A 21,628-nucleotide genomic window follows, 5' to 3' on the forward strand; every position below is an offset into this window, starting at 1 on the left:
CGATTCTGACAATCCGCCAGATCCTGTCCGGAAGCACGAACCGCGATCTTAGTGCGGCGCCGCCGTACGGGCGGACATTTCATGATCTTCACCGCGACGCGATGCCGACGATCGCGATCGCGGCGAGCAGGGCCTCGCCCGAGGCGGCGGGACCGTCCGCGGCCCAGCAGACGTAGCCGTCGGGACGGACGAGCATGACGGCGGCGCCCAGATCGTCGGCGCAGGTGGCGCGGACGAGGTCGACTCGTGGGGGAAGCCGGAGGCCGGCTGGGACGGCGCCGGCCAGATCGAGCAGGACGGCGTGCCCCGCGCCGAACAGCGCCGACACCCGGGTGGGGCCGGCGTCGGTGACCAGATCGGCGTCCGGCACGCGCTGTCCGATGAGCGGGTGATCGCCGGGCAGTTCGTAGCGCAGCGAGAGGCCGGACATCAGCCCCGCGAGGTGACGGTTGGCGTCGGGCAGGCGCAGCAGGTCGACGAAGATGTCGCGCAGGGCGGCCACGTCCTCGCTGGGGTCGGGATCGGCCAGGACGCGCTGTGCCGACGTGTGGTGCAGGACCTGGGCTCCGACCGGATGCCGTTCGGCGTGGTAGCTGTCCAGCAGGCCGCCCGGCGCCCGGTCCTGTACGGTCGCGGCCAGTTTCCACCCGAGGTTGAACGCGTCCTGTATGCCGAGGTTGAGACCTTGGCCGCCCAGCGGCGGGTGGATGTGCGCCGCGTCGCCCGCGAACAGGACACGGCCCACGCGGTAGTGCTCCAGCTGCCGGGTGGCGTCGGTGAACCGGGACGCGTTGTCCACGGCGGCGAGGATGGTCTCATGGCCGTACACGGCGTGCAGCCCGGCGATGATCTCCTCGTCGGTCACCGGGGTGTCGCGGTCGGCGCCGGCGCCGTCCGTCCGCCCGAAGGTGATCCGGTACCGGTCGCCGCCCAGAGGGACCAGCATCGCCCAGTAGCCGTCCGCGTGACGGGTCAGGCTGCTCATGTGCCCGATCCGCCGCGGCACCAGCGGCGAGACGGCGGACAGGCGGATGTCGGCCAGCACCGCCTGACGGGTGCCGGGCCTGCCGGGAAACGGCAGCCCGAGCAGTTTGCGCACCGTGCTGTGGCCGCCGTCGCAGGCCACCAGGTAGTGCGCCCGCACCCGCAGGTCTCCCGCTGTCACGACCACACGGTCGTCGCCGGGCTCGACCCCTGAGACGGCGGCGCCGTGCAGAACCCGCGCGCCGGCGGCGATCGCCCGCTCTTCGAGCACCTCCTCCAGTTCCCACTGCGGGATCGCGATGGGGAAGGGATGCCTGGTCCGCCAGGGGGCGCAGTCCAGGGGGACGGGCAGCGCCGCGAAATGCCCGCCGACCGGCTCGCGCGGCGTGGCGCGCCGCAGCAGCGGTTCGAGCAGCCCGCGCGACTCCAGCAGCTCGGCGGTACGGGGCTGGATGCCCGCGCCTTTCACCTGTTCGACCCGCCGCGACAGTTTCTCCAGCACCAGGGTCTCGACCCCCGCCAGAGCGAGTTCGTACGCCAGCATCAGCCCGGTCGGGCCGGCGCCCGCGACGACGACCTCGGTCTCGATCTCGTCCACCGTCACCACTCCATCTCGCCTCGGGGCAAATGTATACCGGGTGCAGGAATATCCTCAGGGCAACACCCTGCTACGGTGACGTCGTGGACGGCAAGCCCGGGCTGCGGGAACGGAAGAAGCGGAGGACCCACGCGGCGATCTCCGAGGCCGCCATCACGTTGTTCCTCGAACACGGCTTCAACCAGGTCTCGGTGGCCCAGGTGGCCGAGGCGGCCGAGGTGTCCAAACGCACGCTGTTCGCCTACTTCCCGGCGAAGGAAGACCTCGTGGTGCATCGCCTCGCCGACCACGAGACCGAGATGGCACGCGTCGTGCGGGCCCGCCCGCCGCGCACCGCCCCGCTGACCGCGCTGCGTGAGCACTTCCTCGACGGCCTGCGCGAGCGGGACCCGATCACCGGGCTCAACGACGCGCCCCAGGTGCGCAAGCTCCACCGGATGATCCTCGACACGCCCTCGCTGGTGGCCCGGATGGAGCGGTTCAAGGGCGGCGCCGAACGCGCACTCGCCCAGGCGTTGCGGGAGACGGCGGACGTCCCGGAGCTCACGGCGCGGCTGGCCGCCGTCCAGATCGTCGCGGTGCACTGGGCGCTGGCCCAGGACAACGCCGAACGCCTGGCGTACGGGGAGCCCGCCGACGAGCGCTACGCGGGCGCGGTGGCCGACGCGGAACACGCGTTCGCGCTGCTGCGGAACGGGCTGCGGCGACTGGCCCGGGAGCGGTGACCCCCGGCAGGGCGCACGAACCGGGGGGCACACCGCCCTTGAAGGCGCGCCGCCGCGGTGTCAGCTCTTCGGAGCGACGCGCCACACGGTGTCGCCCGCGTCGTCGGCGACCAGCAACCCCCCGGCCCGGTCGAGGACGACTCCGGCGGGGCGCCCGTAGGTCGTGCTGTCACCGGGGTCGGGTTTGAAGCCGGTGAGGAAGTCGCGGGGCGGGCCGCTGGGCATGCCGTGGGCGAACGGCACGTAGACGACCTTGTACCCCACCGGGTCGCCGCGGTTCCACGATCCGTGCTCGCCGACGAACGCGCCGCCGCGATACTCGGCGGGGAACGCCGGCGCCGTGGAGAAGGCCAGCCCCAGCGGGGCGGTGTGGGCGCCCAACGAGTAGTCCGGGCGCAAGGCCCGGGCCACCAGATCCGGCCGGGGCGGAGTGACGCGGTCGTCGACGTTGCGGCCCCAGTAGCTCCACGGCCAGCCGTAGAAGTCGCCGTCGCGGACCCTGGTCAGGTAGTCGGGGGACACGTCGTCGCCGAGGACGTCGCGTTCGTTGACGACGGCCCAGAGTGTGCCGGTGACCGGCTCGACGCCGAGACCGTTGGGGTTCCTGAGGCCGGAGGCGTAGACGCGCGCGCCGCCTCCGCCGGGATCGAGTTCGAGCACGGCGGCGCGCCCGCGCTCGACGTCGAGGCCGTATTCGCCCGCGTTGCTCGCGGAGCCGACGGTGACGTAGAGCGCGGAGCCGTCGGCGGCGGCGAGCAGGTTGCGTGTCCAGTGGTTGTTGTAGCCGCCGGCGGGCAGGTCGAGGACCTTCTCGCCCGGGGCGGTGATCCGCGTGTCGCCGAGCCTGTGCGGGAAGCGCCACACGCCGTCCGTGCCGGCGACGTAGAACATCACCTCGGTGCCCGGCTCGGCGTCCGGTTCGACCGCGTACGGCGGTGCCGCCCTCAGCAGGGCCATGCCGAACGGCTGGTTGAGGCCGGTCAGGAACGTGCCGCGGAAGTCCGCGACGCCGTCGCCGTCGGAGTCGCGCAGCAGGGTGATCCGGTTGGCGCTCCGCTCTCTGGTCGACCCGTCGGCCCGGCGCAGCCAGGAGAGGAGCCGCATCACGACCGAGCCGGGAGGCTTCGGCAGCGTGGCGGACTCGGCCACGAGCACGTCGCCGTTGGGGAGCGAAAAGAGCCAGCGCGGGTGGTCGAGCCCGCCCGCGAACCGCGTGACGGAGAAGCCCGCCGGGGCCGTCGGCCTCCTCCCGGAGGGCCAGCCGACCACGTCGGGCGCGTTGACCTTGGGAATCGGGAACGTGTCCGGCCGCTCGAGCCGGGGATCGGCCCCAAGGCGCGCCTCCGTCTGGGGGGCGCCACCGCGGCCGACGGCGGCGAAGGCTCCCGCCAGGGCGAGGGCGGCGAGCAGGCCCAGCGCCACGAGGGCGCGGACCGCGATCCGAAGCACGCGGCGGCCGTTCAACGGGACCACCCCCGATCGGCGGGGGTGGAGCCGGGGGCGGGCGATCCGGCGGCGACGTGACGCGCACGCACGCCGGGCGGTGTCGCGAGGGCGGCGCGGCGGCCGGCGGAACGGAGGATGGGCAGGGCTTCCACGTCGTCACCTTCCACGGACTCTCGGGGTGGCACCCCGACTCTGTCCGACGGTCCGGAGGCGCCGCCTCCGCCTCCGGGCTCACGGTGACGGCCACTCGGCCGGCAGGTCCGGCCTACCGGCCGATCTCGGCCGGCCGATCGGCGGAGTCGTACGGGCCGGCCGCCTCGGCGGTGCGCACGTCGGATCGGGACCGGCGCAGCAGCCGTACGCCGATCAGCATGAGCGGGGCGTACGCCGCCAGCGCCAGCACCGGACCGGCGACCGGGACGGCCGGGCCGGCGACGTAGGGGAGCGCGACGACCGGAACCGTCCACCAGCCGACCACGCCCGCCCGGGCCAGCCCGGCCAGGACGAGCGGCAGCAACAGGACGCCCCCGGCCATGCCGCTGAGCCGCCAGGCGTTCAGCGAGGGGTCGGCGGTCACCTGGTCGAAGACCCGCACCGCGTCGCCGAGGGGGACGACGTCCGGCATCGTCCCGGTGAACCAGTCCGACAGCAGCAGACCGGACATCTGCACCGCCCCGAACATCGTGAGCACCACCCCGGCGGTGGTGAGGCCCCGGCCGCGCCGGCCGCGCAGCAGCAGCAACGCGCCCGGAACGCCCAGCGCGATGAGCACCCAGGCGTAGTGGAACAGGTTCGCCGACAGCACGGTCAGGCCGAAGTCCTCGGCGAGTGAGGAGAGGTAGGCGGAGGAGGAGTCGCCGGCCTGCGGCGGCGAGGTGAGCATGCCGCCGGTCATGAGGACCGGAGCGGCGATCAGGGCGGCGCCGGCGAGGCGGCGCAGCGGCGCGCCGGAGGCGTCGAAACCGGTGTTCGTCGTTGTCATGGCCGGAACGCTATGGCCGGGGCCCGGGCCGGCGGATCGTCGTGCGGGTCCGTCGTCACTGCGACCGTGAGGCGGCCACGGCGGCGCCGGGTCGTCTCCGGGGAGGACGGACGGCCGCGCGGCGTCCTCCCGGGAGCCGATCCCGGGGTGGCCCGCGCGCCGTTACCCTCCATGTTGCGGCCACTGAGGTCGCGATTGTCCATATTTGGAGGGCGATGTGCGCGCACCGCAGGGGCGCGGGCAGTGGCTGGTGCTCGGCGTGGGCGCCGCGCTGCTGTTCGCGGTCGTGGCGGCGGTCGAGATGGCCGCGGACCCCGGGCGCGGCGGCACGAACGTCCGCGACATCGCGCTCGCGGCGGCGGTCGCGGTGTGCTTCCCGGTCGCCGCGCTGTACCCGGTCACCGGCATGACCATCGCGATGCTGAGTTTCCCCCTCGCGCTCGCGGCCGGGGCCGAGGGTCTCGGCGGCGCCCAGCTGATCGCGGAGCTGGTCCTCGTGGCGCACGCCGGATACCGCAGCACGGTCCGCCGTGGGCTGACCGCCGCCGCGGCGGCCGCGCTGGTGCCGGCGGCGGCGCTGACCGTGTTCGGCGAGAGCCCGTGGGAGTTCCTGTTCTTCGGCGCCCTGGTCAGCTGCGCCTGGGGCCTCGGCGCGCTGCTGCGCCGGGAACAGACGCGCTCCGCGCAGCTCGCGGCGCTCGCCGACGCGCTGGCCGCCGAACGCGAGGCCCGGGCGCGCGCGGCCGTCGACGAGGAGCGGGCCCGGATCTCCCGGGAGCTCCACGACGCCGTGGCGCACACGCTGAGCGTCATGACGATGCAGGCCGGCGTGCTGCGCCGCAGGCTCGCCGACCGTCCCGTCGAACGCGACGCGCTCGCGCAGGTGGAGGAGCTCGGCCGCCGCTCGGTGGAGGAGATCAGGCGGGTGGTCGGGCTGCTGCGGCCCGACGCCGCCGACGGTCTCGGGCCGCCGCCGTCGCTGCGCCGGATCGAGGACCTGGTGGCTCAGGTGCGGTCCGCGGGGCTCGACATCTCCCTGGCCGTCACGGGGGAGCCCGTGTCACTGCCCGCGGGTCTCGACATGTCGGCGTACCGGGTCGCCCAGGAGGCCCTCACGAACGTGCTGCGGCACGCGGGCGCGGACCGGGCGGCGATCGAGGTGGCCTACCGCCCGGGCGAGGTCGCGCTCCGGGTGACCGACGACGGCCGCGGCGCCCCGGCCGCGTCCGCCGCGTCCGCCGCGTCACCGGGGGCCCCGGCGACGCGCGCCGGCGGGCACGGGCTGGTGGGGATGCGCGAGCGGGTCGGCATGTTCGGCGGGACGTTGCGCACGGGCCCCCGCGAGGCCGGTGGTTACGAGGTCTACGCGACGTTCCCCGTCCCGTCCGGAGGGATCGCATGATCAGGGTGGTGCTCGCCGACGACGAGGCGATCATGCGGGCCGGGCTGCGCATGCTGATCTCCGACGAGCCGGACATGGAGGTCGTCGGGGAGGCCGCCGACGGCGACGAGGCGGTCCGGGTGGCCGCCGCGACGCGACCGGACGTCGTGCTGATGGACGCCCGGATGCCGGGCCTGGACGGGATCGGCGCGGCCGCGGCGATCGCCGCGGAGCACCCGGGCGTGCGGGTGCTGATCCTGACCACGTTCGACGAGGACGTGCTGGTCGACGGGGCGCTGCGGGCCGGGGTGGCGGGGTTCCTGCTCAAGGTCTCCCCGCCCGAGCAGCTCCTGGAGGCGCTGCGCGAGGTGGCCGCCGGGCGCGGCCTGCTCGATCCGGCCGTGGTGCCGCGGGTGATCGGCCGGTACGCCGGCGCCCCGCGCCCGCGCCCGCGCGACCCGGCCCTGGACAGGCTCACCGCCCGGGAGGCGGAGGTGCTGGCGCTGGTCGGCCGCGGCCTGTCGAACGCGGAGATCGCCGCCCGGCTGTTCCTCGGCGAGACGACGGTCAAGACCCACCTCGGCCGGGTGCTGGACAAGCTCGGCCTGCGCGACCGGGCCCGCGCCATCGCGTACGCCTACTCGAGCGGCCTGATCACCCCGGACGACTGATCCGCGGACTCCGTCACCGCTTTCCGGGGTGGCGGTTGTCGGCTGTCTCCCGGCGAAACGGCAGCTCACGGCGGTGCGGTGTCCCGCCGAGGTGGCGTAATATCGCCGTTATCCGCATATCCCTACCTGAACAGTAGGCTTATGCCTCATGGAGTTGGCGGACGCGAGACGGCGCCGGGCGGACAGGGCCCGCCAGGTCGCCGACCTGCTGCGGCTGGAGGTCGTGCACGGCGGGTTCGGCGGTGGTCATCTGCCGCTGGAGTCCGCCCTCGCACGGGAGTTCGGGACCTCCCGCAACACGATCAGGGACGCCCTGGACCTGCTGCGCGACGAGGGCCTCATCGAGCGGTGCCCGGGCGTCGGCACCACCGTCGCCGCGGAGAAGTACCCGCACGGCCTGCACCGGCTGCTCGGCCTCGCCGAGACCCTCCGGGAGCACGGCGAGGTGACCAACGAGGTCCGCGCGATGGGGCTGATCCCGCCTCCGGCCGCCGTGCGGGGGCGGCTCGGCCTGCCGCCCGGGGAGGACGTCGTCTACGTGGAGCGGCTGCGCCGGCTCAACGGCCTGCCGCTCTCGCTCGACCTGACCTATCTCGTCCGCGAGGTGGGGGAGCCGCTCTTCGACGCCGATCTCGTGCACAACGACGTGTTCGTGCTGCTGGAACGGATCGCCGGTCAGCCGCTCGGCGTGGCAGAGCTGACGATCGAGGCCGTGAACGCCGACCCCCACACCGCGGCCGTCCTCGACGCGCCGCGCGGCGCGGCGCTGCTCATGGTCGAGCGCCTCACCCATCTGTCCGACGGCCGCCCGGTCGACCTGGAGTTCGTCAGGTTCCGCGGCGACCGCCTCACCATGCGTGGTCACCTCTGGAGGAACACCGATGACCCTGGTCAATAGCCGCGCCGACGTGCCCGTGACGATCGACGAGTCACTGTGCATCGAGGGCTGCACGCTGTGCGTGGACGTGTGCCCGCTCGACTCGCTGGCCATCCACGAGGTCAGCGGCAAGGCGTACATGCACGTGGACGAGTGCTGGTACTGCGGCCCCTGCGCCGACCGGTGCCCCGCCGACGCCGTCACGGTGAACATCCCCTACCTGCTCCGATAGAAGGACACCCCATGCGTAAGCTCATCGCCGCCGTGGCGCTGCTGGCCGCGGCGGGGTGCTCCGTCTCCGCCGGCGCCGACGACGGCAGGCAGACGGTCGTCGTCGGATACCAGTCGAAGACCATCAACACCGTGACCGCGGGGACGCTGCTGCGCGGCCTCGGCTACCTCGAAAAGCGCCTCGGCGACGGGTACCGGGTCGAGTGGCAGGACTACGACACCGGCGCCCCGATCACCGCGAAGATGGTGGCCGGGAAGATCGACATCGGGTCGATGGGCGACTACCCGCTCCTCATCAACGCCTCCCGCACCCAGGCGGTGGCCGCCGCGCGGACCGAGCTCGTCTCGGTGACCGGCTACAACCTGCGCGGCGGGCTGAACTCCGTGGTCGTCGCCCCGTCGTCGGACGTGCGGACGCTGGCCGACCTGAAGGGGAAGAAGGTCTCCGCCAGCTCCGGGTCGGCCGGTCACGGCACTCTCGTCCAGGCTCTGGAACGGGCCGGGCTGGATCCCGCGACCGACGTGGAGGTCGTCAACCAGCAGCCGCCGGTCGGCGCGTCCGCGCTGCAGTCGGGCAACGTGCAGGGATACGCCCAGTTCGTGGCCTGGCCGGGGCTGCTCGTCTTCCGCGACCAGGCCCGGCTCGTCTACGACGGCTCGGCGCTCGACGTGCCGACCTTCCACGGCGTCGTCGTACGGCAGGCGTACGCGAAGGAGCACCCGGACGTGGTCCAGGCGTTCCTGCAGGCGCAGATCGACGCGACGAGGTACCTGCACGAGCATCCCGTCGAGGCCGCCGAGTCGGTCGCCGAGGCCACCGGCCTGCCGGCCGAGGTCGTCTACCTCTACAACGGCCGCGACGGCATCGCCTCGTTCGACGTCACGATGAAGCCGCGGCTGCTGGCCGCCCTCGACCACGACCAGAAGTACCTGAAGTCGATCGGCACCGACTTCGCCGGCGTCGACGTGGCGAGGTTCGCCAACGACTCCTACCTCAGGAAGGCGTACGGCGCCTCCTACGACGCCGACACCGCGAGCACCGCCAACGCCGCGAAGATCGGCGGGACCGACGAGGCCTGCGGGACCGCCGTGGGGGACCCGGCGAAGGCGGGCGAGGTCTGGCTGGCCGGGGAGGACCGGCTGCGCCCCGCGGCGACCCCCGCCTGCCTGCTGCGTCAGGTCGCCGCCGCCACGTCCGGCGGCAAGACCGTACGGGCCGCCTACGTGCCCGACGCCGCCACCGGGACGCACTGGTTCGCGGACAGGTCCGTCTGGGTGCGCGACCCGTCGGCGGGCGAGGACGAGCGGTTCAAGCCCTTCACCACCCAGGACGGCGCGCAGGCGTACGTGCGGGAGCACCCCAGGGCCGAGATCGTCGGCTACGACGAGGCGCTGAAGGCGGCGGCGAGGGAGCCGAAGGCGGCGGGAGGCGGGTCGCGATGAGCACTCCGGCGTTGGACGCGACGCTCGCTCCCGCCGCCGCCGGGACCCCGGACGCCCCGGCGGCGCGGACGGCCCGGACGAGAACGGCGGCCGGCCTGCGCGGATGGGCGGTCAGGCTCGGCTCCCTGGCGGTCGTCGTCGCGCTGTGGCAGTGGCTGACGACCGCGGACGCCCGCGTCGGACTGCGGTTCGACCGGTTGCCCTCGCCCGCCGAGGTCGCGGCGGAGTTCGGCCGGCAGCTGGGCACCCGGATCTACTACCTCGACCTGGCCCAGAGCATGATCCGCATCCTCACCGGGTTCGCGCTGGCGGCCGTCGCCGGCATCGCCCTGGGCGTCCTGGTCGCGCGGTCCCGGTGGATCGGCGACGTGCTGCTGCCGCCGATCGAGGTCGTCCGGCCGATCCCGGCGATCGCCCTCGTGCCGATCGCGATCCTGGTGTTCCCCAGTGACGAGCAGGGCATCGTGTTCATCACGTTCGCCGCGGCGTTCTTCCCGATCATGGTGAGCACGCGGCACGCCGTACGCGCGCTGCCGACGCTGTGGGAGGACGCGGTCCGCACCATGGGCGGCGGGCGCGCGCACGTGCTGTGGAACGTCGTCCTCCCGGGCACGCTGCCGGGCGTCTTCGGCGGGCTGTCGGTCGGCATGGGAGTCGCCTGGATCTGCGTGATCTCCGCCGAGATGATCTCCGGGGAGTTCGGCGTCGGCTACCGGACCTGGCACGCCTACACCGTGGTCGACTATCCGGCGGTGCTCGTCGGCATGGCGTCGATCGGCGTGCTCGGCTGGCTCACCTCGGCCTCCGTCGAGCTGCTCGGCCGGCGCCTCACCCGGTGGCTGCCGCGCGGGGAAGGGGGCGCCCGATGAGCGCTCCCGCCACGGAGACCGCACGCGCGGACGCCGGGCTCGCCATCCGGCTGGAGGGCGTGTCGCTCGGCTACGGACGGCATGCCGTGCTGGACGGCCTGCATCTCGACGTCGCCCCCGGCGAGGTCCTGGTGATCGTCGGCCCGTCCGGATCGGGCAAGTCCACCGTCCTGCGCGCGATCGCGGGGCTGCTGGCGCCGCGCGCCGGCCGGGTCCTCGCCGAGGGGGTGCCGGTCACCGGTCCGTCGCCCGGCCGGGCCATGGTCTTCCAGGACGACGCGCTGCTGCCCTGGCGCACGGTCCGGCGCAACGTCGAGCTGCCGCTGCGCATCCGCGGCGTGCCGAGGAGGGAGCGCAGGGCGGCCGCCGAGAGCTGGATCGGCCGCGTCGGCCTCGCCGGCTGCGAGGACCGGCTGCCCCGGGAGCTGTCCGGAGGCATGCGGCAGCGCGTGCAGCTCGCGAGGTCCCTGGCGGGCGCGCCGCGCGCCGTGCTCATGGACGAGCCCTTCGGCGCGCTGGACGCGCAGACCCGGGGCGAGATGCAGCGCCTGCTGCTGGACGTGCTCCGCGACACCCTCGCCACGGTCGTATTCGTCACCCACGATGTGGACGAGGCGCTGCTGCTCGCCGACCGGGTCGTCGTGCTCGGGCATCGCGAGGGGCAACGCGCCGGACACGGCGGCGGACACGGCGGCGGACACGGCGGCATCGCGACCGTCCTGCGCGTGCCGGACCCGCGCACCCCCGACATCGACCGCGCCGAACTGCGCGCCCGCATCATCGAGGAGCTGTGACAGTGGACATCCCTTCCCCGGCGGACCGTACGCATCTGGAATGCGAGGTACTGGTGGTCGGCGGCGGCACCGCCGGGACCATGGCCGCGATCACCGCCGCCGAGCGCGGCGCCGACGTGATCCTGCTGGAAAAGGCGCACGTACGGCACAGCGGCGCGCTGGCGATGGGCATGGACGGCGTGAACAACGCGGTCATCCCCGGCAAGGCCACGCCTGAGGACTACGTCGCCGAGATCACCAGGGCCAACGACGGCGTGGTCAACCAGCGCACGGTCCACCAGACGGCCACGCGCGGCTACGACATGGTCCGGCGGCTGGAACGCTACGGCGTGAAGTTCGAGAAGAACGAGCACGGCGAGTACGCGGTGCGCCGGGTCCACCGCTCGGGCAGCTACGTCCTGCCCATGCCGGAGGGCAAGGACGTCAAGAAGGTCCTCTACCGCGTGCTGCGCCGCCGCGACATCCGCGAGAAGGTGCGCATCGAGAACCGGGTGATGCCGGTCCGCGTGCTGACGAGCGGCGGCCGGGCCGTCGGCGTCGCCGGGTTCGACACCCGCTCGGGCCGCTTCGTCACGGTCGCCGCCGGCGCCGTGATCCTCGCCACCGGCGCGTGCGGCCGGCTCGGCCTGCCCGCCAGCGGCTACCTGTACGGCACGTACGAGAACCCGACCAACGCCGGGGACGGGTACGCGATGGCCTACCACGCGGGCGCGGAGCTCAGCGGCATCGAGTGCTTCCAGATCAACCCGCTGATCAAGGACTACAACGGCCCGGCCTGCGCGTACGTCGCCAACCCGTTCGGGGGTTACCAGGTCAACGCCGAGGGGGAGCGGTTCGTCGACTGCGACTACTGGTCGGGCCAGATGATGGCCGAGGTGGCGAGGGAGATCGGGTCGGCCCGCGGTCCTATCTACCTCAAGACCAGCCATCTGCCCGACGAGACGCTCACCGCGCTCGAGAACATCCTGCACACCACCGAGCGCCCCACCCGGGGCACCTTCCACGCGGGGCGCGGGCACGACTACCGCACCCACGACGTCGAGATGCACATCTCCGAGATCGGCCTGTGCGGCGGCCACTCGGCCTCGGGCGTCTGGGTGGACGAGAACGGCGCCACCACCGTCCCCGGCCTGTACGCCGCGGGCGACCTGGCCTGCGTGCCGCACAACTACATGATCGGGGCGTTCGTGTTCGGCGACCTCGCCGGGGCCCACGCCGCCGAGCATCACCGGAGGCCGGAGGGCCTGCCGGAGGACCAGATCGCCGCCGCGCACGAGCTCGTCTACCGTCCGCTGCGCAACCCGGACGGCCCGCCGCAGCAGCAGGTCGAGTACAAGCTGCGCCGGTTCGTCAACGACTACGTCGCCCCGCCGAAGACCGCCAGGAAACTGGACATCGCCCTGGAGACGTTCGAGCGGATGCGCGAGGAGATCGCCGCCATGGGCGCCAGGACCCCGCACGAGCTGATGCGCTGCGCCGAGGTGACGTTCATCAGGGACTGCGCGGAGATGGCCGCCAGGTCCTCGCTGGTCCGCACCGAGAGCAGGTGGGGCCTCTACCACGAACGCGCCGACCTGCCCGAACGGGACGACGACGAGTGGCTCTACCACCTCAACCTGCGCAAGAACGCCGACGGGGCGATGGAGTTCGTCAAGCGCCCGGTCGAGCCGTACCTCGTGCCCGTCGAGGGCTTCACCCCCCGCCCGGCCGAGCCCGTCCTGGTCGGGGCGTACGGCCCGGCGGGCCCGGCCCGGCGCAGGGCGGGCGGGCGGCTCGCGGTGGAGGCGATCGGGCGCTCGCCGCGCATCCTCGAACTCCTGCGGCTCGCCGACGGCGAGCCGGCGCTGGACCAGATCACCCCCTACCTGGACGACGCCGACCCCAAGGTACGCAGGGCGGCCGTCGCGACGCTGACCGAGACCGCGCCCCGCGGCGTGGAGACCGCGCTGGCCCGGGCCCTCGCCGACCCGCACGGCACGGTGCGGCGCGCCGCCGCGACCGGCCTGCGGGAGCTCGTCGAGGTGCTGCCCGCGACCGCCGCGTTCGGTGCCTCGCTCCGCGCCGTGGCCGGCTACGGGGAGACGGCGCCCGGCGGGGTGGCCGGCGGGGTGGCCGGTGAGGTGGCAGGTGGGGCGGCCGGCGCGGTGACGGGGGAGCCGGTCGTGCGCGCGGCCGTCCTGGACGTGCTGCGGGCCCTGCGCCTCGGTGACGCCGGTCTGTTCGAGGCGGCGCTGACGGACGCCGACACGCGGGTGCGGATCGAGGCGGTCAGGGGACTGGTCGCGCTCGACGACGCGGCGCGGGTGGCCCTCGCCGCCGGCGACGAGGACCGCGAGGTGCGTGTGCAGGCGGCCAGAGGGCTCGGCGTCATCGGCCTGGCCGACGGCGCCCCCGCCCTCACGCGGCTCGCCGCCGACGCCGACCCGCTCGTCCGGGCGGCGGCCCTGGAGGCGTCCGCCGGGCTCGGCGCTCTCGAATCGGGCTTCGCGGAGACGGCTGTGCGGGCCCTGGCCGATCCTGCGTGGCAGGTGCGGGTGGGCGCGGCCCGCGGACTCGCCGCCGCCGATCCCGCCCTGGCGGTGGAACCGCTGGTGGCGGCGCTGGCCGACCCCCATCTCGACGTGCGCAAGGCCGTGGTGCTCGTGCTGTCCGCGTGGGCGGCGCGGCCCGAGGTGGCCGCGGCCCTGCACGGCGCTCTCGGCGATTCCGACGCCGACGTCCGCGCCTACGCCCGCAGGGCGCTGGACGCCCCGCAGGCCGTCACGGCCGTGGTCCCCGCCGTGGTGTGAAGCGTGAGAGCCCGCGCCGTCCTCGCGGCGGCCGGGCCGTACGGGATGGGGAGCGGCACGGGTGATCTCAGGCCACGGACTCCACGACCCGGAAGGTCTGGCGATAGGCCGTGGGGGAGACACCCAGCGCGGCGGTGAGGTGCTGGCGGAGGGAGGCACCGGTGCCGAACCCGGCCTCGGCGGCGACGCGGTCCACGGGCAGGTCGGTGCTCTCCAGCAGCCGGCGGGCGAGTTCGACGCGCTGCCGGGTGAGCCACTGGCCCGGAGTCACGCCGACCTCCTCGCGGAAGCGGCGGGTGAACGTGCGCACGCTCATCCGGGCATGCCCGGCCAGCTCCCGCAGTGAGATCGGCCGGTGCAGGTTCTCGAGGGCCCATGCCCGGGCCGCCGACGTGGACATGTCGGTCGTCGCCGGGACGGGCCGTTCGACGTACTGTGCCTGGCCGCCCTCACGCCACGGGGGGACGACGCAGCGCCGGGCGACCCGCTGGGCGACCGCGGCGCCATGGTCGCGGCGCACGACGTGCAGGCACAGGTCGATGCCGGAGGCCACGCCCGCCGAGGTCAGCACGTCGCCGTCGTCCGTGAACAGCACGCCGGCGTCCAGCCGCACGTTCGGGAACATCCGCCGGAAGCGGTCGGCCTCGTTCCAGTGCGTGGTCGCGGGCCGGCCGTCGAGCAGGCCGGCCGCGGCCAGCACGAAGGCCGCGGTGCAGATGGACACCAGTCGCACGCCGGGGCGAAGACGGGTCAGGACCTCGGCGACCGGCGCGGGCAGCCAGTCGGACGCGTCCTGCCCCACGGGGGTGAACGGGGGAATGACCACGGTGTCGGCTGTCGCGATGACGTCGACGTCATGGTCCACGGTGATCGAGAAGTCCGCGTCGGTTCGGACCGTACGGCTGACACCGCAGGTCAGGACCTCGTAGAGCGGCGCGCCGTCCGCTCCTGCGGCGATGCTGAAGATTCGCTGCGGGATGCTCAGCTCGAACGGATACACGCCCTCCAGGGCCAGGATCACGACTCGGTGCATGGCCAGATTCTTTCACAGGGTGGCCATCCGGCCACTCGTGAGGGGGCCGGCGTGAGCGGCACCATGGCGGTCCGGCGGGCCTGAAGACCCGCCGACGCAACTGCCAACGGAGGGTTAGTCATGCCTATCGGGCTCCTCGCCCTGGCCCTGGGAGGTTTCGGCATCGGGCTCACCGAGTTCGGGATCGTGGGGTTGCTGCCCCAGATAGCGGCGGACCTCGGAGTGAGCGAACCAGCCGCCGGTCATCTCGTCTCCGGGTACGCGCTGAGCGTCGCGGTCGGTGCCGTCGCGCTGACCGCGGCGGTCGGCCGGTTCGAGCGCAAAAAGGTGCTGCTGGCGCTGATGCTCCTGTTCATCGCCGGCAACCTGATCTCCGCGCTCGCGCCGGGTTATGCCGTGCTGATGGCGGGCCGGATCGTCGCGGCCCTGTGCCATGGCGCGTTCTTCGGCGTCGGCTCGGTGGTCGCCGCCGACCTCGTCGCGCCCCACCGGCGGGCCGGCGCGATCGCGCTGATGTTCGCCGGTCTGACCGTGGCGAACGTGGTCGGGGTTCCGCTCGGCACCCTGCTCGGCGAGCGGCTCGGCTGGCGCTCGACGTTCTGGGCGCTCACGATCATCGGCGTCGTCACCCTGGCCGGCATCCGGCTGCTCGTGCCGACGACTCCGGTTCCCGCCGGGAACGGCCTGCGCGGCGAGCTCGGCGCCTTCCGCCGGCCGCAGGTCTGGGTCTCCCTCGCCGTCAGCGTCCTCGCCTTCGGCGGCGTGATCGGCGCGTTCACCTACATCGCGTTCACGCTCACCGAGGTCAGCGGATTCGCCGTCACCGTTGTGCCCTGGCTGCTGGTGCTCTTCGGGGTGGGCACGTTCGCGGGCAACCACCTCGGCGGCAGGTTCGCCGACCGGGCCCTGAACGCCTCCCTGATCACGATCATGGCGGTGACCACCGTGGTTCTCGCGGTGTTCGCGCTGACGGCGCACAGCAAGGTCATGGCGACCGTCTCGCTGCTGCTGATGGGGACGGCGGGGCTGGCCACCGCGCCCGGGCTCCAGCTCCGGACCATGAAGTACGCCCAGGACGCCCCGGCGCTGGCTTCGGGTGCCAACATCGCGGCCTTCAACGTCGGCAACGCCCTCGGCGCGTGGCTGGGCGGGCTGGCGATCGCCGCAGGTCACGGCTTCGTCTCCCCCCTGTGGGTGGGTGCCGGCGTCACGGCCGCCGGGCTCGCCGTCCTCGCGGCCGGTTCGGCGCGGCCGCGAGGACGGGCGTCGGCCGCGCCGCCCGAGTCCGCCTCGGCGGCACCCTCCTCGCCGCGCCGCTTCCGCCGCCCGGCCGCTGAGACCGACTGACTCGCGCAGCGGGACGAATCCCTGTATTGCCAACCAGATGTGTAGAGAATCTGCCATGATGGGATCGTGTTCGATTTCGACCGTACAGCGTCATCCGTTGGCCTGCCTGCGGACGCCGTGGGCAGCCGCGCCGAGTTCCCCGGTGCCCCCCGGGACCCCTTCCCGGGCGACACGCACTGGTACGACCTGCCGGACGACGACGCCGCGCCGGAGGCGGACGAGGAGGAGGACGAGGCCGGGGCCCGGTGGCGTCCCCGGCGTCTCCCGTGGCGACGCTGACGGGATTCCACCGGGCCCGGCCGGGGCTCGAGGGATTTTCGGGCACTGCCTTCAGGTGACGGTGAAGCCGCTGAACAGGAGCGTGGCGAGCCCAAGGGCCAGCAGGACGTTGGCCACGGTGGCGGCGGCGAAGACGACGACCGGACGCCAGCCGGCCTCCCTGAGCGAGGCCACCCTGAACTCCAGGCCGATGCTGACGAAGGCCAGGATGAGGAACCAAGTGCGCAGGTCGTTGGCGACGCCGATGACCGCCTTGCCCTCGGCCGTGCCGACGGTGGACAGATACCAGGTGGCCAGCACCGAGGCCGCCACGAAGCCGAGCACGAACTTCGGGAACCGCCGCCACAGCTCGCCCGCGCCCGGCCGTTCGGCGCCGGGACGGCGCTCGATGCGGAAGGCGAACCACGCGGTCAGCGCGACCACCACGACGCCGATCAGGGCGTTCTGGGTGATCTTGACGATGGTCGCGACCGCCAGCGCGTTCTCGCCCGCGAGCGTGCCCGCCGCGGTCACCGCCGCCGTCGTGTCGATGTTGCCGCCGATCCAGGCGCCCGCCACCTCCGGGCTCAGGTTCAGCGCCGAGGCCAGCGCGGGGAGGACGAAGATGGACGGCAGGGCGAACGCGATCACCAGGCTCGCGCTGTAGGCGAGCTGCTCGCGCCTGGCCTGAACGGCTCCCGCCGCCGCGATGGCCGCGCTGACGCCGCAGATGGACACCGCGGCCGACAGCAGTGCCCGCAGTCTGTCGTCGAGCCCGAGGCGCCCGCCGAGCCACCAGGTGAACAGGAACACCGCGCTGATCAGCACGATGCCCTGGAGGACCGCGGGGCCGGCCGCGGTGACGATCACCTTCAGGTTGATCGATGCTCCGAGGAGCACGAGCCCTGTCTTGATGAAGAACTCCGTGCGGAAGCCGGCCGACAGACGGTCGCGCAGCCCGGTCGCGGTGAGCACCGCGTTGCCCAGCAGGCCGAGGGCGATCGCGTAGACGGGGAACTCGATCGCCTTGGCCAGGCCGGAGCCCGCGAACCACTCGGGCACGCCCTTCTCCAGGGCCCTGGTGCCCGCGGCGAGGGCGAGGACGACGAGGACGCCCAGGGCGGGCCACTGCCACGCCGGGGCCCGCGTCGCGGCGGGGACGGCCGCCTCGCTGCTCATCACGGCACCAGCCCCGTCGGGATCACGCCGGTGATGACCAGCACGAGGAGGACGAGGCCGACGATGGTGGCGGCCCAGTCCTCGTTGATCGCGGCACGGGTGTGCTCGCCGACGGTCGGGGGGTGTTCGTCGCTCACGCCGGACGCCTTTCTCTGGAGTGCGAGTGTTCGGCTCGACTGTGGAGCGGAAATACCAATCAAGTCAATAGGGAATGCAGGAAAACCGTCCCGGGCATATAGTTGCTATTACCTACCAGGTTTGTGGGATACTCCGTGCATGGGCCCGGACCCGATCCGCTCCTCCGGTGAGCGCGCAGACACTCCGCTGACGGCCGCCATCATGGCGGGACGCTGGATCCGTACGGCCGCCGTCGACGACGAGCACGGCAGGCGATGGCGGGCCAACCCCGACCCGCACGGCAGGCCGGCCGCGCCCGGCGGACCCGGCGGGCCCGCGTCCCTGCACTCCGCGTCTTTGAACTCCGGGGCGGCCGGGATCGTGCTGTTCTTCCTGGAGCTCGCCGCCGGCACCGGGCACGAGGCCTACCTGGAGGACGCCCGCGCCGGCGCCCGCTACCTCGCGGCGACGTGGCGGCGGCAGGCCGACGTGTCGCTCCACCACGGCCTGGCCGGTGTCGTCCTCGCGCTGACCGAGGCCGGCTGGGTGCTCGGCGAGGAGCGGTTCGAGGCCGCGGCGGTCGCGGCCGCCGACAGGATCGTCCGAGGCGCCCGTGCGATGGACGACGGCGGGATCGGCTGGTCGGGGGATCCCACCCCGCGCGGCGACGGCGGCGTCGTCCTGGGACTGCTGCGTGCCGCGGCGGCGCTCGGCGTGCCGGCCTACGAGGAGATGGCGATCGAGGCGGGACGCCGGATCGCGCGGCTGACCGCGCCCCGCGAGCGGCCCGCGGCGTGCCCGGCCCTGCCCGCCGAGGCGGCCCCGCCCGGCTTCCTGGCCGGCACGGCCGGGACGGCGTTCCTCCTCGCCCGCCTCTACGGCGCGACGGGTGAGGAGTCGTTCCTCGACGCGGCACGCCGCGGCGCGGGCCTCGTCCGGGCCGCGGGCGTCACGACCGGGCGCGGGGTGCTGGTCGGCGACCACCTGGGCTACTGCTCGGGGTCCGCCGGCATCGCCCGCATGTTCTACGAGCTGTATCGGGTGACCGGCGACAGCGGCGACCTGGAGTGGGTGAAGCGGCTGGCGAGGGGCGTCAGGGAGTCCGGCGCGCCCTTCCGGCAGACGGCGGGGCTGTGGAACGTCGCCTGTCAGTGCTGCGGCACCGCGGGGCTGATTGAGCTGTACGTGGGGTTGTGGGCGGCGACGGGGGAGCAGGAACACCTGGAGTTCGCCCGCAGGCTCGCCGACCACCTGATCGGCCGGGCGACCGGCTACGACGGCAGGGGATACCGCTGGTACCAGGCGTACCGGCGGCACCGCCCCGGCGAGGTGACGGCCGACACCGGCTACCTGACCGGAGCGGCGGGGATCGGGGCGGCCCTGCTGCACCTGGACGCGGCGGGGCAGGCGGACCGGCCGCGCCGCGTGATCCTGCTGCCGGACAACCCCTTTCCGCCCATTCCCGTGCCGGCCGTCGCCCTGCGGAGGCCGGCCGGCTGACAGCGCAGGTGAGGAGGGCGCATGGACGCACGGTCCACCACCGCCGAGGACGGCCGGGACCCCGGCCGTACGATGTCCGGGACGAGGGGGGCGGCGCAGGCGCCGCCCGTGCGGCCCGGCATCCGCAAACCCCTGCCGCCGCGCCTGTTCGCCGTGCACGGCACGAACGCGGAGATGCGCTGGGAGGCGCTGCGCGGCGCCGGCTACCTGACGCCGGACGACCTGTTCTTCGTCCGCAACCACACCTCGACACCGCTGATCGACGCGGCCGCCTGGCGGCTCACGCTGTGGGGCAGCGGGCTGGACGGCGGGCCGGTCGCGTTCACCTACCGGGACATCCTCGGCATGCCGGCCGAGACCGTGACCGCGTTCATCGAGTGCGCCGGCAACGGCCGCAGCCTGTACGGCGAGCAGCAGGGCCAGGAGACGCCGGGCACGCCCTGGCGGCTGGGCGCGGTGGGGGTCGCGCGCTGGCGGGGCGTGCGGCTCGCGACGCTCCTGCGCAGGGCGGGGATGAGCGACCGGGCGGTCGCGCTGATGCCGCGCGGGCTCGACGGCGACTACGTGGAGGCGGGGGAGAACCTGGGGAGGGTGCGCCGCCCGCTCCCCGTGACCAAGGCGCTGGACGACGTGCTGGTGGCCTACGAGATGAACGGGCGGCCGCTGCCGCCCGACCATGGATATCCGGCGCGGCTCGTGGTGCCGGGGTGGGTGGGCGTCGCCTCGATCAAGTGGCTGGGGGACGTCGAGGTGTCGGCGGAGCCGCTGGAGTCGCCGTGGAGCACGCGGCTGTACCGGATGCACGGCCCCGGCCACCCGCCCGGCGGCGGGCCGCCGCTGACCCGCACGGGGGTGAAGAGCGCCTTCGAACTGCCCTGGCCGGCCCGTCTCCAAGCGGGGCGTGAGCATCTGCTGCGCGGCCGTTCGTGGTCGGGTCACGGGCGGGTGGTGCGGGTCGAGGTCAGCGACGACGAGGGCGTGTCGTGGCGTCCGGCCCGCCTCCGCGACGACCGGCACCCGCGTGGCTGGGTCCGGTGGACCTTCCCCTGGACTCCCCGGCAGGCGGGCGGCCTGCGGCTGCTCGCCCGGGCCGCCGACGAGACGGGCGCGACGCAGCCCGGCAGGGCGGCCCGCAACACCCTCGGCTACGGCTTCGACGCGGTGGTGCGTCACCCCGTCGTGGTGACCTGAGCGGACCCCGTTCACGGCCGGCTCGCGCGCGGTCTCGCCATTGACAGACTGAGGGTGCCTCAGGTTGACTCTGGGCAACGTGAGGCATCCTCCGGATATGCCTCTTTCCATCTTGTGAAGGAGGGGACGTTGGCCGAGGGAATCGCCGTCTCCGTGCACGACACCGCCCCGGTCTGGCGCGGCGACACCGCGGGCGACGCGCTGCGTCGTTCCGTCGACCTGGCCCGGGCCGTCGAGGCCCTGGGCTACCGGCGCCACTGGGTGGCCGAGCACCACAACACGCCCGCGCTCGCGACCTCCAGCCCGGCGGTGCTCGCGGGCGCCATCCTCGGGGCGACCGCCACGATCCGGGCCGGGTCGGGCGCGGTGCTGCTGCCCAACCACTCGCCGTACGCGGTGGCCGAGCAGTTCGGCGTGCTGGCCGGGCTCCATCCGGGCCGGGTCGACCTCGGGCTCGGCCGCGCGGCCGGCGGCTCGGGGGAGGCCGCGGCCCGCCTGGGCGACCCGCGCCGGCTCGACTTCGGCGAGGCGCTGCGCGAGCTGAACGAGTACTTCGCCGGCGGTAGCGGCGGCGTGCGCGCGATCCCCGAGCCGGGCATCCCGCCCGAGGTCTGGCTGGTCGGGTCGAGCGCGTCCAGCGCCGCGTTCGCCGGCCGGCTCGGCCTGCCGTACGTGTACGCGCACGCGATCGTGGGCGGCGGGGCGCCGGAGGCGCTGGAGGCGTACCGGCAGGCGTTCCGGCCGTCGGCGGCCCTGGCCGAACCGCACGCCTGTGTGGCGGTGATCGCCGTCGTCAACGACAGCGACGAGCGCGCGCACCGGCTCGCCGCCTCCTTCGTGTACGGCCAGATCCTCATGCGCACGGCCGATCCGGCCACGCTGCTGCCGACCGAGGAGGAGACGGCCGCGCACCGCTTCACCGCGGCCGAGGAGCGGTTCCTGCGCGAGAAGATCGGCCCCCAGTTCGTGGGCGGCCCCGAACGCGTCGGCCCCCGCCTCGGTGACCTCCTGCGCCGCACCCGTGCCGACGAGCTGTTCGTGCTCACGCAGGTGCCCGACCATCAGGCCAGGATCCGCTCCTACGAGCTGGTCGCCAAGATCGTTTCGTCTCTGTGAGGCGGACCCCGAAGCGGCGGGAACCGGTCGCGGGCAATTTTATGTATAGCTGGTAGGAAATATTGACTTTCGGATCGTCTGATCGTACGTTTGCGGT

20 protein-coding genes are annotated in these 21,628 nt (G+C 73.8%); 14 read left to right on the top strand and 6 right to left on the bottom strand.

The window, feature by feature from the left end; translation table 11 throughout:
* Window positions 1–88: 88 nt before the first annotated feature.
* A complete protein-coding gene (locus tag ACWEQG_RS32770) occupies window positions 89–1,582 on the bottom strand; it encodes an FAD-dependent monooxygenase (RefSeq protein WP_452290701.1) in 1,494 nt (497 codons plus the stop codon).
* Window positions 1,583–1,665: 83 nt separating this feature from the next.
* Between ACWEQG_RS32770 and ACWEQG_RS32775 the strand changes: the two genes are divergently transcribed.
* A complete protein-coding gene (locus tag ACWEQG_RS32775; RefSeq protein ID WP_452290703.1) occupies window positions 1,666–2,307 on the top strand; it encodes a TetR/AcrR family transcriptional regulator in 642 nt (213 codons plus the stop codon).
* A gap of 60 nt (window positions 2,308–2,367) precedes the next feature.
* Here ACWEQG_RS32775 and ACWEQG_RS32780 read toward each other — a convergent pair whose 3' ends face one another.
* Window positions 2,368–3,756: a PQQ-dependent sugar dehydrogenase gene (locus ACWEQG_RS32780; protein ID WP_452290705.1), complete on the bottom strand. Its 1,389-nt coding sequence runs from the start codon at window positions 3,754–3,756 to the stop codon at window positions 2,368–2,370.
* A gap of 262 nt (window positions 3,757–4,018) precedes the next feature.
* Window positions 4,019–4,735 carry a hypothetical protein gene (locus ACWEQG_RS32785; RefSeq protein WP_452290707.1) on the bottom strand — a complete coding sequence of 239 codons (717 nt, stop codon included), beginning with the start codon at window positions 4,733–4,735 and terminating at the stop codon, window positions 4,019–4,021.
* 217 nt (window positions 4,736–4,952) lie between these two features.
* Between ACWEQG_RS32785 and ACWEQG_RS32790 the strand changes: the two genes are divergently transcribed.
* The 8 genes from ACWEQG_RS32790 to ACWEQG_RS32825 all read left to right on the top strand — a co-directional run bounded on the left by ACWEQG_RS32790 (window position 4,953) and on the right by ACWEQG_RS32825 (window position 13,790).
* Window positions 4,953–6,137 (top strand): sensor histidine kinase, encoded by a 1,185-nt coding sequence (locus ACWEQG_RS32790; protein WP_452290709.1) that lies wholly within the window; start codon window positions 4,953–4,955, stop codon window positions 6,135–6,137.
* Window positions 6,134–6,787, top strand: a complete 654-nt coding sequence (locus tag ACWEQG_RS32795) for a response regulator (protein WP_452290711.1) — start codon at window positions 6,134–6,136, stop codon at window positions 6,785–6,787. The genes ACWEQG_RS32790 and ACWEQG_RS32795 overlap by 4 nt, the downstream gene beginning before the upstream one ends.
* A 148-nt stretch (window positions 6,788–6,935) precedes the next feature.
* On the top strand, window positions 6,936–7,685 hold the full coding sequence (locus ACWEQG_RS32800; protein WP_452290713.1) for a GntR family transcriptional regulator: 750 nt from the start codon (window positions 6,936–6,938) through the stop codon (window positions 7,683–7,685).
* Complete coding sequence (locus ACWEQG_RS32805; RefSeq protein WP_030510254.1) at window positions 7,669–7,896, top strand: indolepyruvate ferredoxin oxidoreductase subunit alpha; 228 nt, start codon at window positions 7,669–7,671, stop codon at window positions 7,894–7,896. The genes ACWEQG_RS32800 and ACWEQG_RS32805 overlap by 17 nt, the downstream gene beginning before the upstream one ends.
* Window positions 7,897–7,907: 11 nt before the next feature.
* On the top strand, window positions 7,908–9,338 hold the full coding sequence (locus tag ACWEQG_RS32810; protein ID WP_452290715.1) for an ABC transporter substrate-binding protein: 1,431 nt from the start codon (window positions 7,908–7,910) through the stop codon (window positions 9,336–9,338).
* The gene (locus ACWEQG_RS32815; RefSeq protein ID WP_452290717.1) at window positions 9,335–10,207 is read left to right on the top strand and encodes an ABC transporter permease; all 873 of its coding nucleotides are present in this window, start codon (window positions 9,335–9,337) and stop codon (window positions 10,205–10,207) included. The genes ACWEQG_RS32810 and ACWEQG_RS32815 overlap by 4 nt, the downstream gene beginning before the upstream one ends.
* Window positions 10,204–11,001: an ABC transporter ATP-binding protein gene (locus tag ACWEQG_RS32820; RefSeq protein ID WP_452290719.1), complete on the top strand. Its 798-nt coding sequence runs from the start codon at window positions 10,204–10,206 to the stop codon at window positions 10,999–11,001. Before ACWEQG_RS32815 ends, ACWEQG_RS32820 begins: the two co-directional genes overlap by 4 nt.
* Before the next feature lie 2 nt (window positions 11,002–11,003).
* A complete protein-coding gene (locus tag ACWEQG_RS32825; protein WP_452290721.1) occupies window positions 11,004–13,790 on the top strand; it encodes a fumarate reductase/succinate dehydrogenase flavoprotein subunit in 2,787 nt (928 codons plus the stop codon).
* A gap of 67 nt (window positions 13,791–13,857) precedes the next feature.
* Here the strand turns inward: ACWEQG_RS32825 and ACWEQG_RS32830 are convergent, their stop codons facing one another.
* Window positions 13,858–14,823 (bottom strand): GlxA family transcriptional regulator, encoded by a 966-nt coding sequence (locus ACWEQG_RS32830; protein WP_452290723.1) that lies wholly within the window; start codon window positions 14,821–14,823, stop codon window positions 13,858–13,860.
* 120 nt (window positions 14,824–14,943) lie between these two features.
* Here ACWEQG_RS32830 and ACWEQG_RS32835 point away from each other — a divergent pair, with 120 nt between their 5' ends.
* Window positions 14,944–16,170, top strand: a complete 1,227-nt coding sequence (locus ACWEQG_RS32835) for an MFS transporter (protein ID WP_452290725.1) — start codon at window positions 14,944–14,946, stop codon at window positions 16,168–16,170.
* Window positions 16,171–16,287: 117 nt separating this feature from the next.
* The gene (locus ACWEQG_RS32840) at window positions 16,288–16,449 is read left to right on the top strand and encodes a hypothetical protein (protein ID WP_452290727.1); all 162 of its coding nucleotides are present in this window, start codon (window positions 16,288–16,290) and stop codon (window positions 16,447–16,449) included.
* 51 nt (window positions 16,450–16,500) lie between these two features.
* Here the strand turns inward: ACWEQG_RS32840 and ACWEQG_RS32845 are convergent, their stop codons facing one another.
* Together ACWEQG_RS32845 and ACWEQG_RS32850 are read right to left on the bottom strand one after the other, a co-directional pair.
* Entirely contained in the window at window positions 16,501–17,607 is a 1,107-nt protein-coding gene (locus ACWEQG_RS32845) for a YeiH family protein (RefSeq protein WP_452290728.1), read from the bottom strand.
* Window positions 17,607–17,744 carry a hypothetical protein gene (locus ACWEQG_RS32850; protein WP_169984971.1) on the bottom strand — a complete coding sequence of 46 codons (138 nt, stop codon included), beginning with the start codon at window positions 17,742–17,744 and terminating at the stop codon, window positions 17,607–17,609. Before ACWEQG_RS32850 ends, ACWEQG_RS32845 begins: the two co-directional genes overlap by 1 nt.
* Window positions 17,745–17,883: 139 nt before the next feature.
* Here ACWEQG_RS32850 and ACWEQG_RS32855 point away from each other — a divergent pair, with 139 nt between their 5' ends.
* From ACWEQG_RS32855 to ACWEQG_RS32865, 3 genes are all read left to right on the top strand, one after another.
* On the top strand, window positions 17,884–19,224 hold the full coding sequence (locus ACWEQG_RS32855; RefSeq protein WP_452290730.1) for a lanthionine synthetase LanC family protein: 1,341 nt from the start codon (window positions 17,884–17,886) through the stop codon (window positions 19,222–19,224).
* A 21-nt stretch (window positions 19,225–19,245) separates the two neighbouring features.
* Entirely contained in the window at window positions 19,246–20,415 is a 1,170-nt protein-coding gene (locus ACWEQG_RS32860; protein WP_452290732.1) for a sulfite oxidase, read from the top strand.
* A gap of 129 nt (window positions 20,416–20,544) precedes the next feature.
* The gene (locus ACWEQG_RS32865) at window positions 20,545–21,531 is read left to right on the top strand and encodes an MsnO8 family LLM class oxidoreductase (RefSeq protein ID WP_452290733.1); all 987 of its coding nucleotides are present in this window, start codon (window positions 20,545–20,547) and stop codon (window positions 21,529–21,531) included.
* Window positions 21,532–21,628: the final 97 nt, after the last annotated feature.

The sequence above is a fragment of the Microbispora sp. NPDC004025 genome (genome assembly GCF_053604425.1).

Excerpts from the sequence above, each read along its gene's own strand:
- ACWEQG_RS32785 (WP_452290707.1), bottom strand. The coding sequence starts at position 4,735 with ATGACAACGACGAACACCGGTTTCGACGCCTCCGGCGCGCCGCTGCGC.
- ACWEQG_RS32795 (WP_452290711.1), top strand. The coding sequence starts at position 6,134 with ATGATCAGGGTGGTGCTCGCCGACGACGAGGCGATCATGCGGGCCGGG.
- ACWEQG_RS32800 (WP_452290713.1), top strand. The coding sequence starts at position 6,936 with ATGGAGTTGGCGGACGCGAGACGGCGCCGGGCGGACAGGGCCCGCCAG.
- ACWEQG_RS32805 (WP_030510254.1), top strand. The coding sequence starts at position 7,669 with ATGACCCTGGTCAATAGCCGCGCCGACGTGCCCGTGACGATCGACGAG.
- ACWEQG_RS32810 (WP_452290715.1), top strand. The coding sequence starts at position 7,908 with ATGCGTAAGCTCATCGCCGCCGTGGCGCTGCTGGCCGCGGCGGGGTGC.
- ACWEQG_RS32815 (WP_452290717.1), top strand. The coding sequence starts at position 9,335 with ATGAGCACTCCGGCGTTGGACGCGACGCTCGCTCCCGCCGCCGCCGGG.
- ACWEQG_RS32820 (WP_452290719.1), top strand. The coding sequence starts at position 10,204 with ATGAGCGCTCCCGCCACGGAGACCGCACGCGCGGACGCCGGGCTCGCC.
- ACWEQG_RS32830 (WP_452290723.1), bottom strand. The coding sequence starts at position 14,823 with ATGCACCGAGTCGTGATCCTGGCCCTGGAGGGCGTGTATCCGTTCGAG.
- ACWEQG_RS32835 (WP_452290725.1), top strand. The coding sequence starts at position 14,944 with ATGCCTATCGGGCTCCTCGCCCTGGCCCTGGGAGGTTTCGGCATCGGG.
- ACWEQG_RS32845 (WP_452290728.1), bottom strand. The coding sequence starts at position 17,607 with ATGAGCAGCGAGGCGGCCGTCCCCGCCGCGACGCGGGCCCCGGCGTGG.
- ACWEQG_RS32855 (WP_452290730.1), top strand. The coding sequence starts at position 17,884 with ATGGGCCCGGACCCGATCCGCTCCTCCGGTGAGCGCGCAGACACTCCG.
- ACWEQG_RS32860 (WP_452290732.1), top strand. The coding sequence starts at position 19,246 with ATGGACGCACGGTCCACCACCGCCGAGGACGGCCGGGACCCCGGCCGT.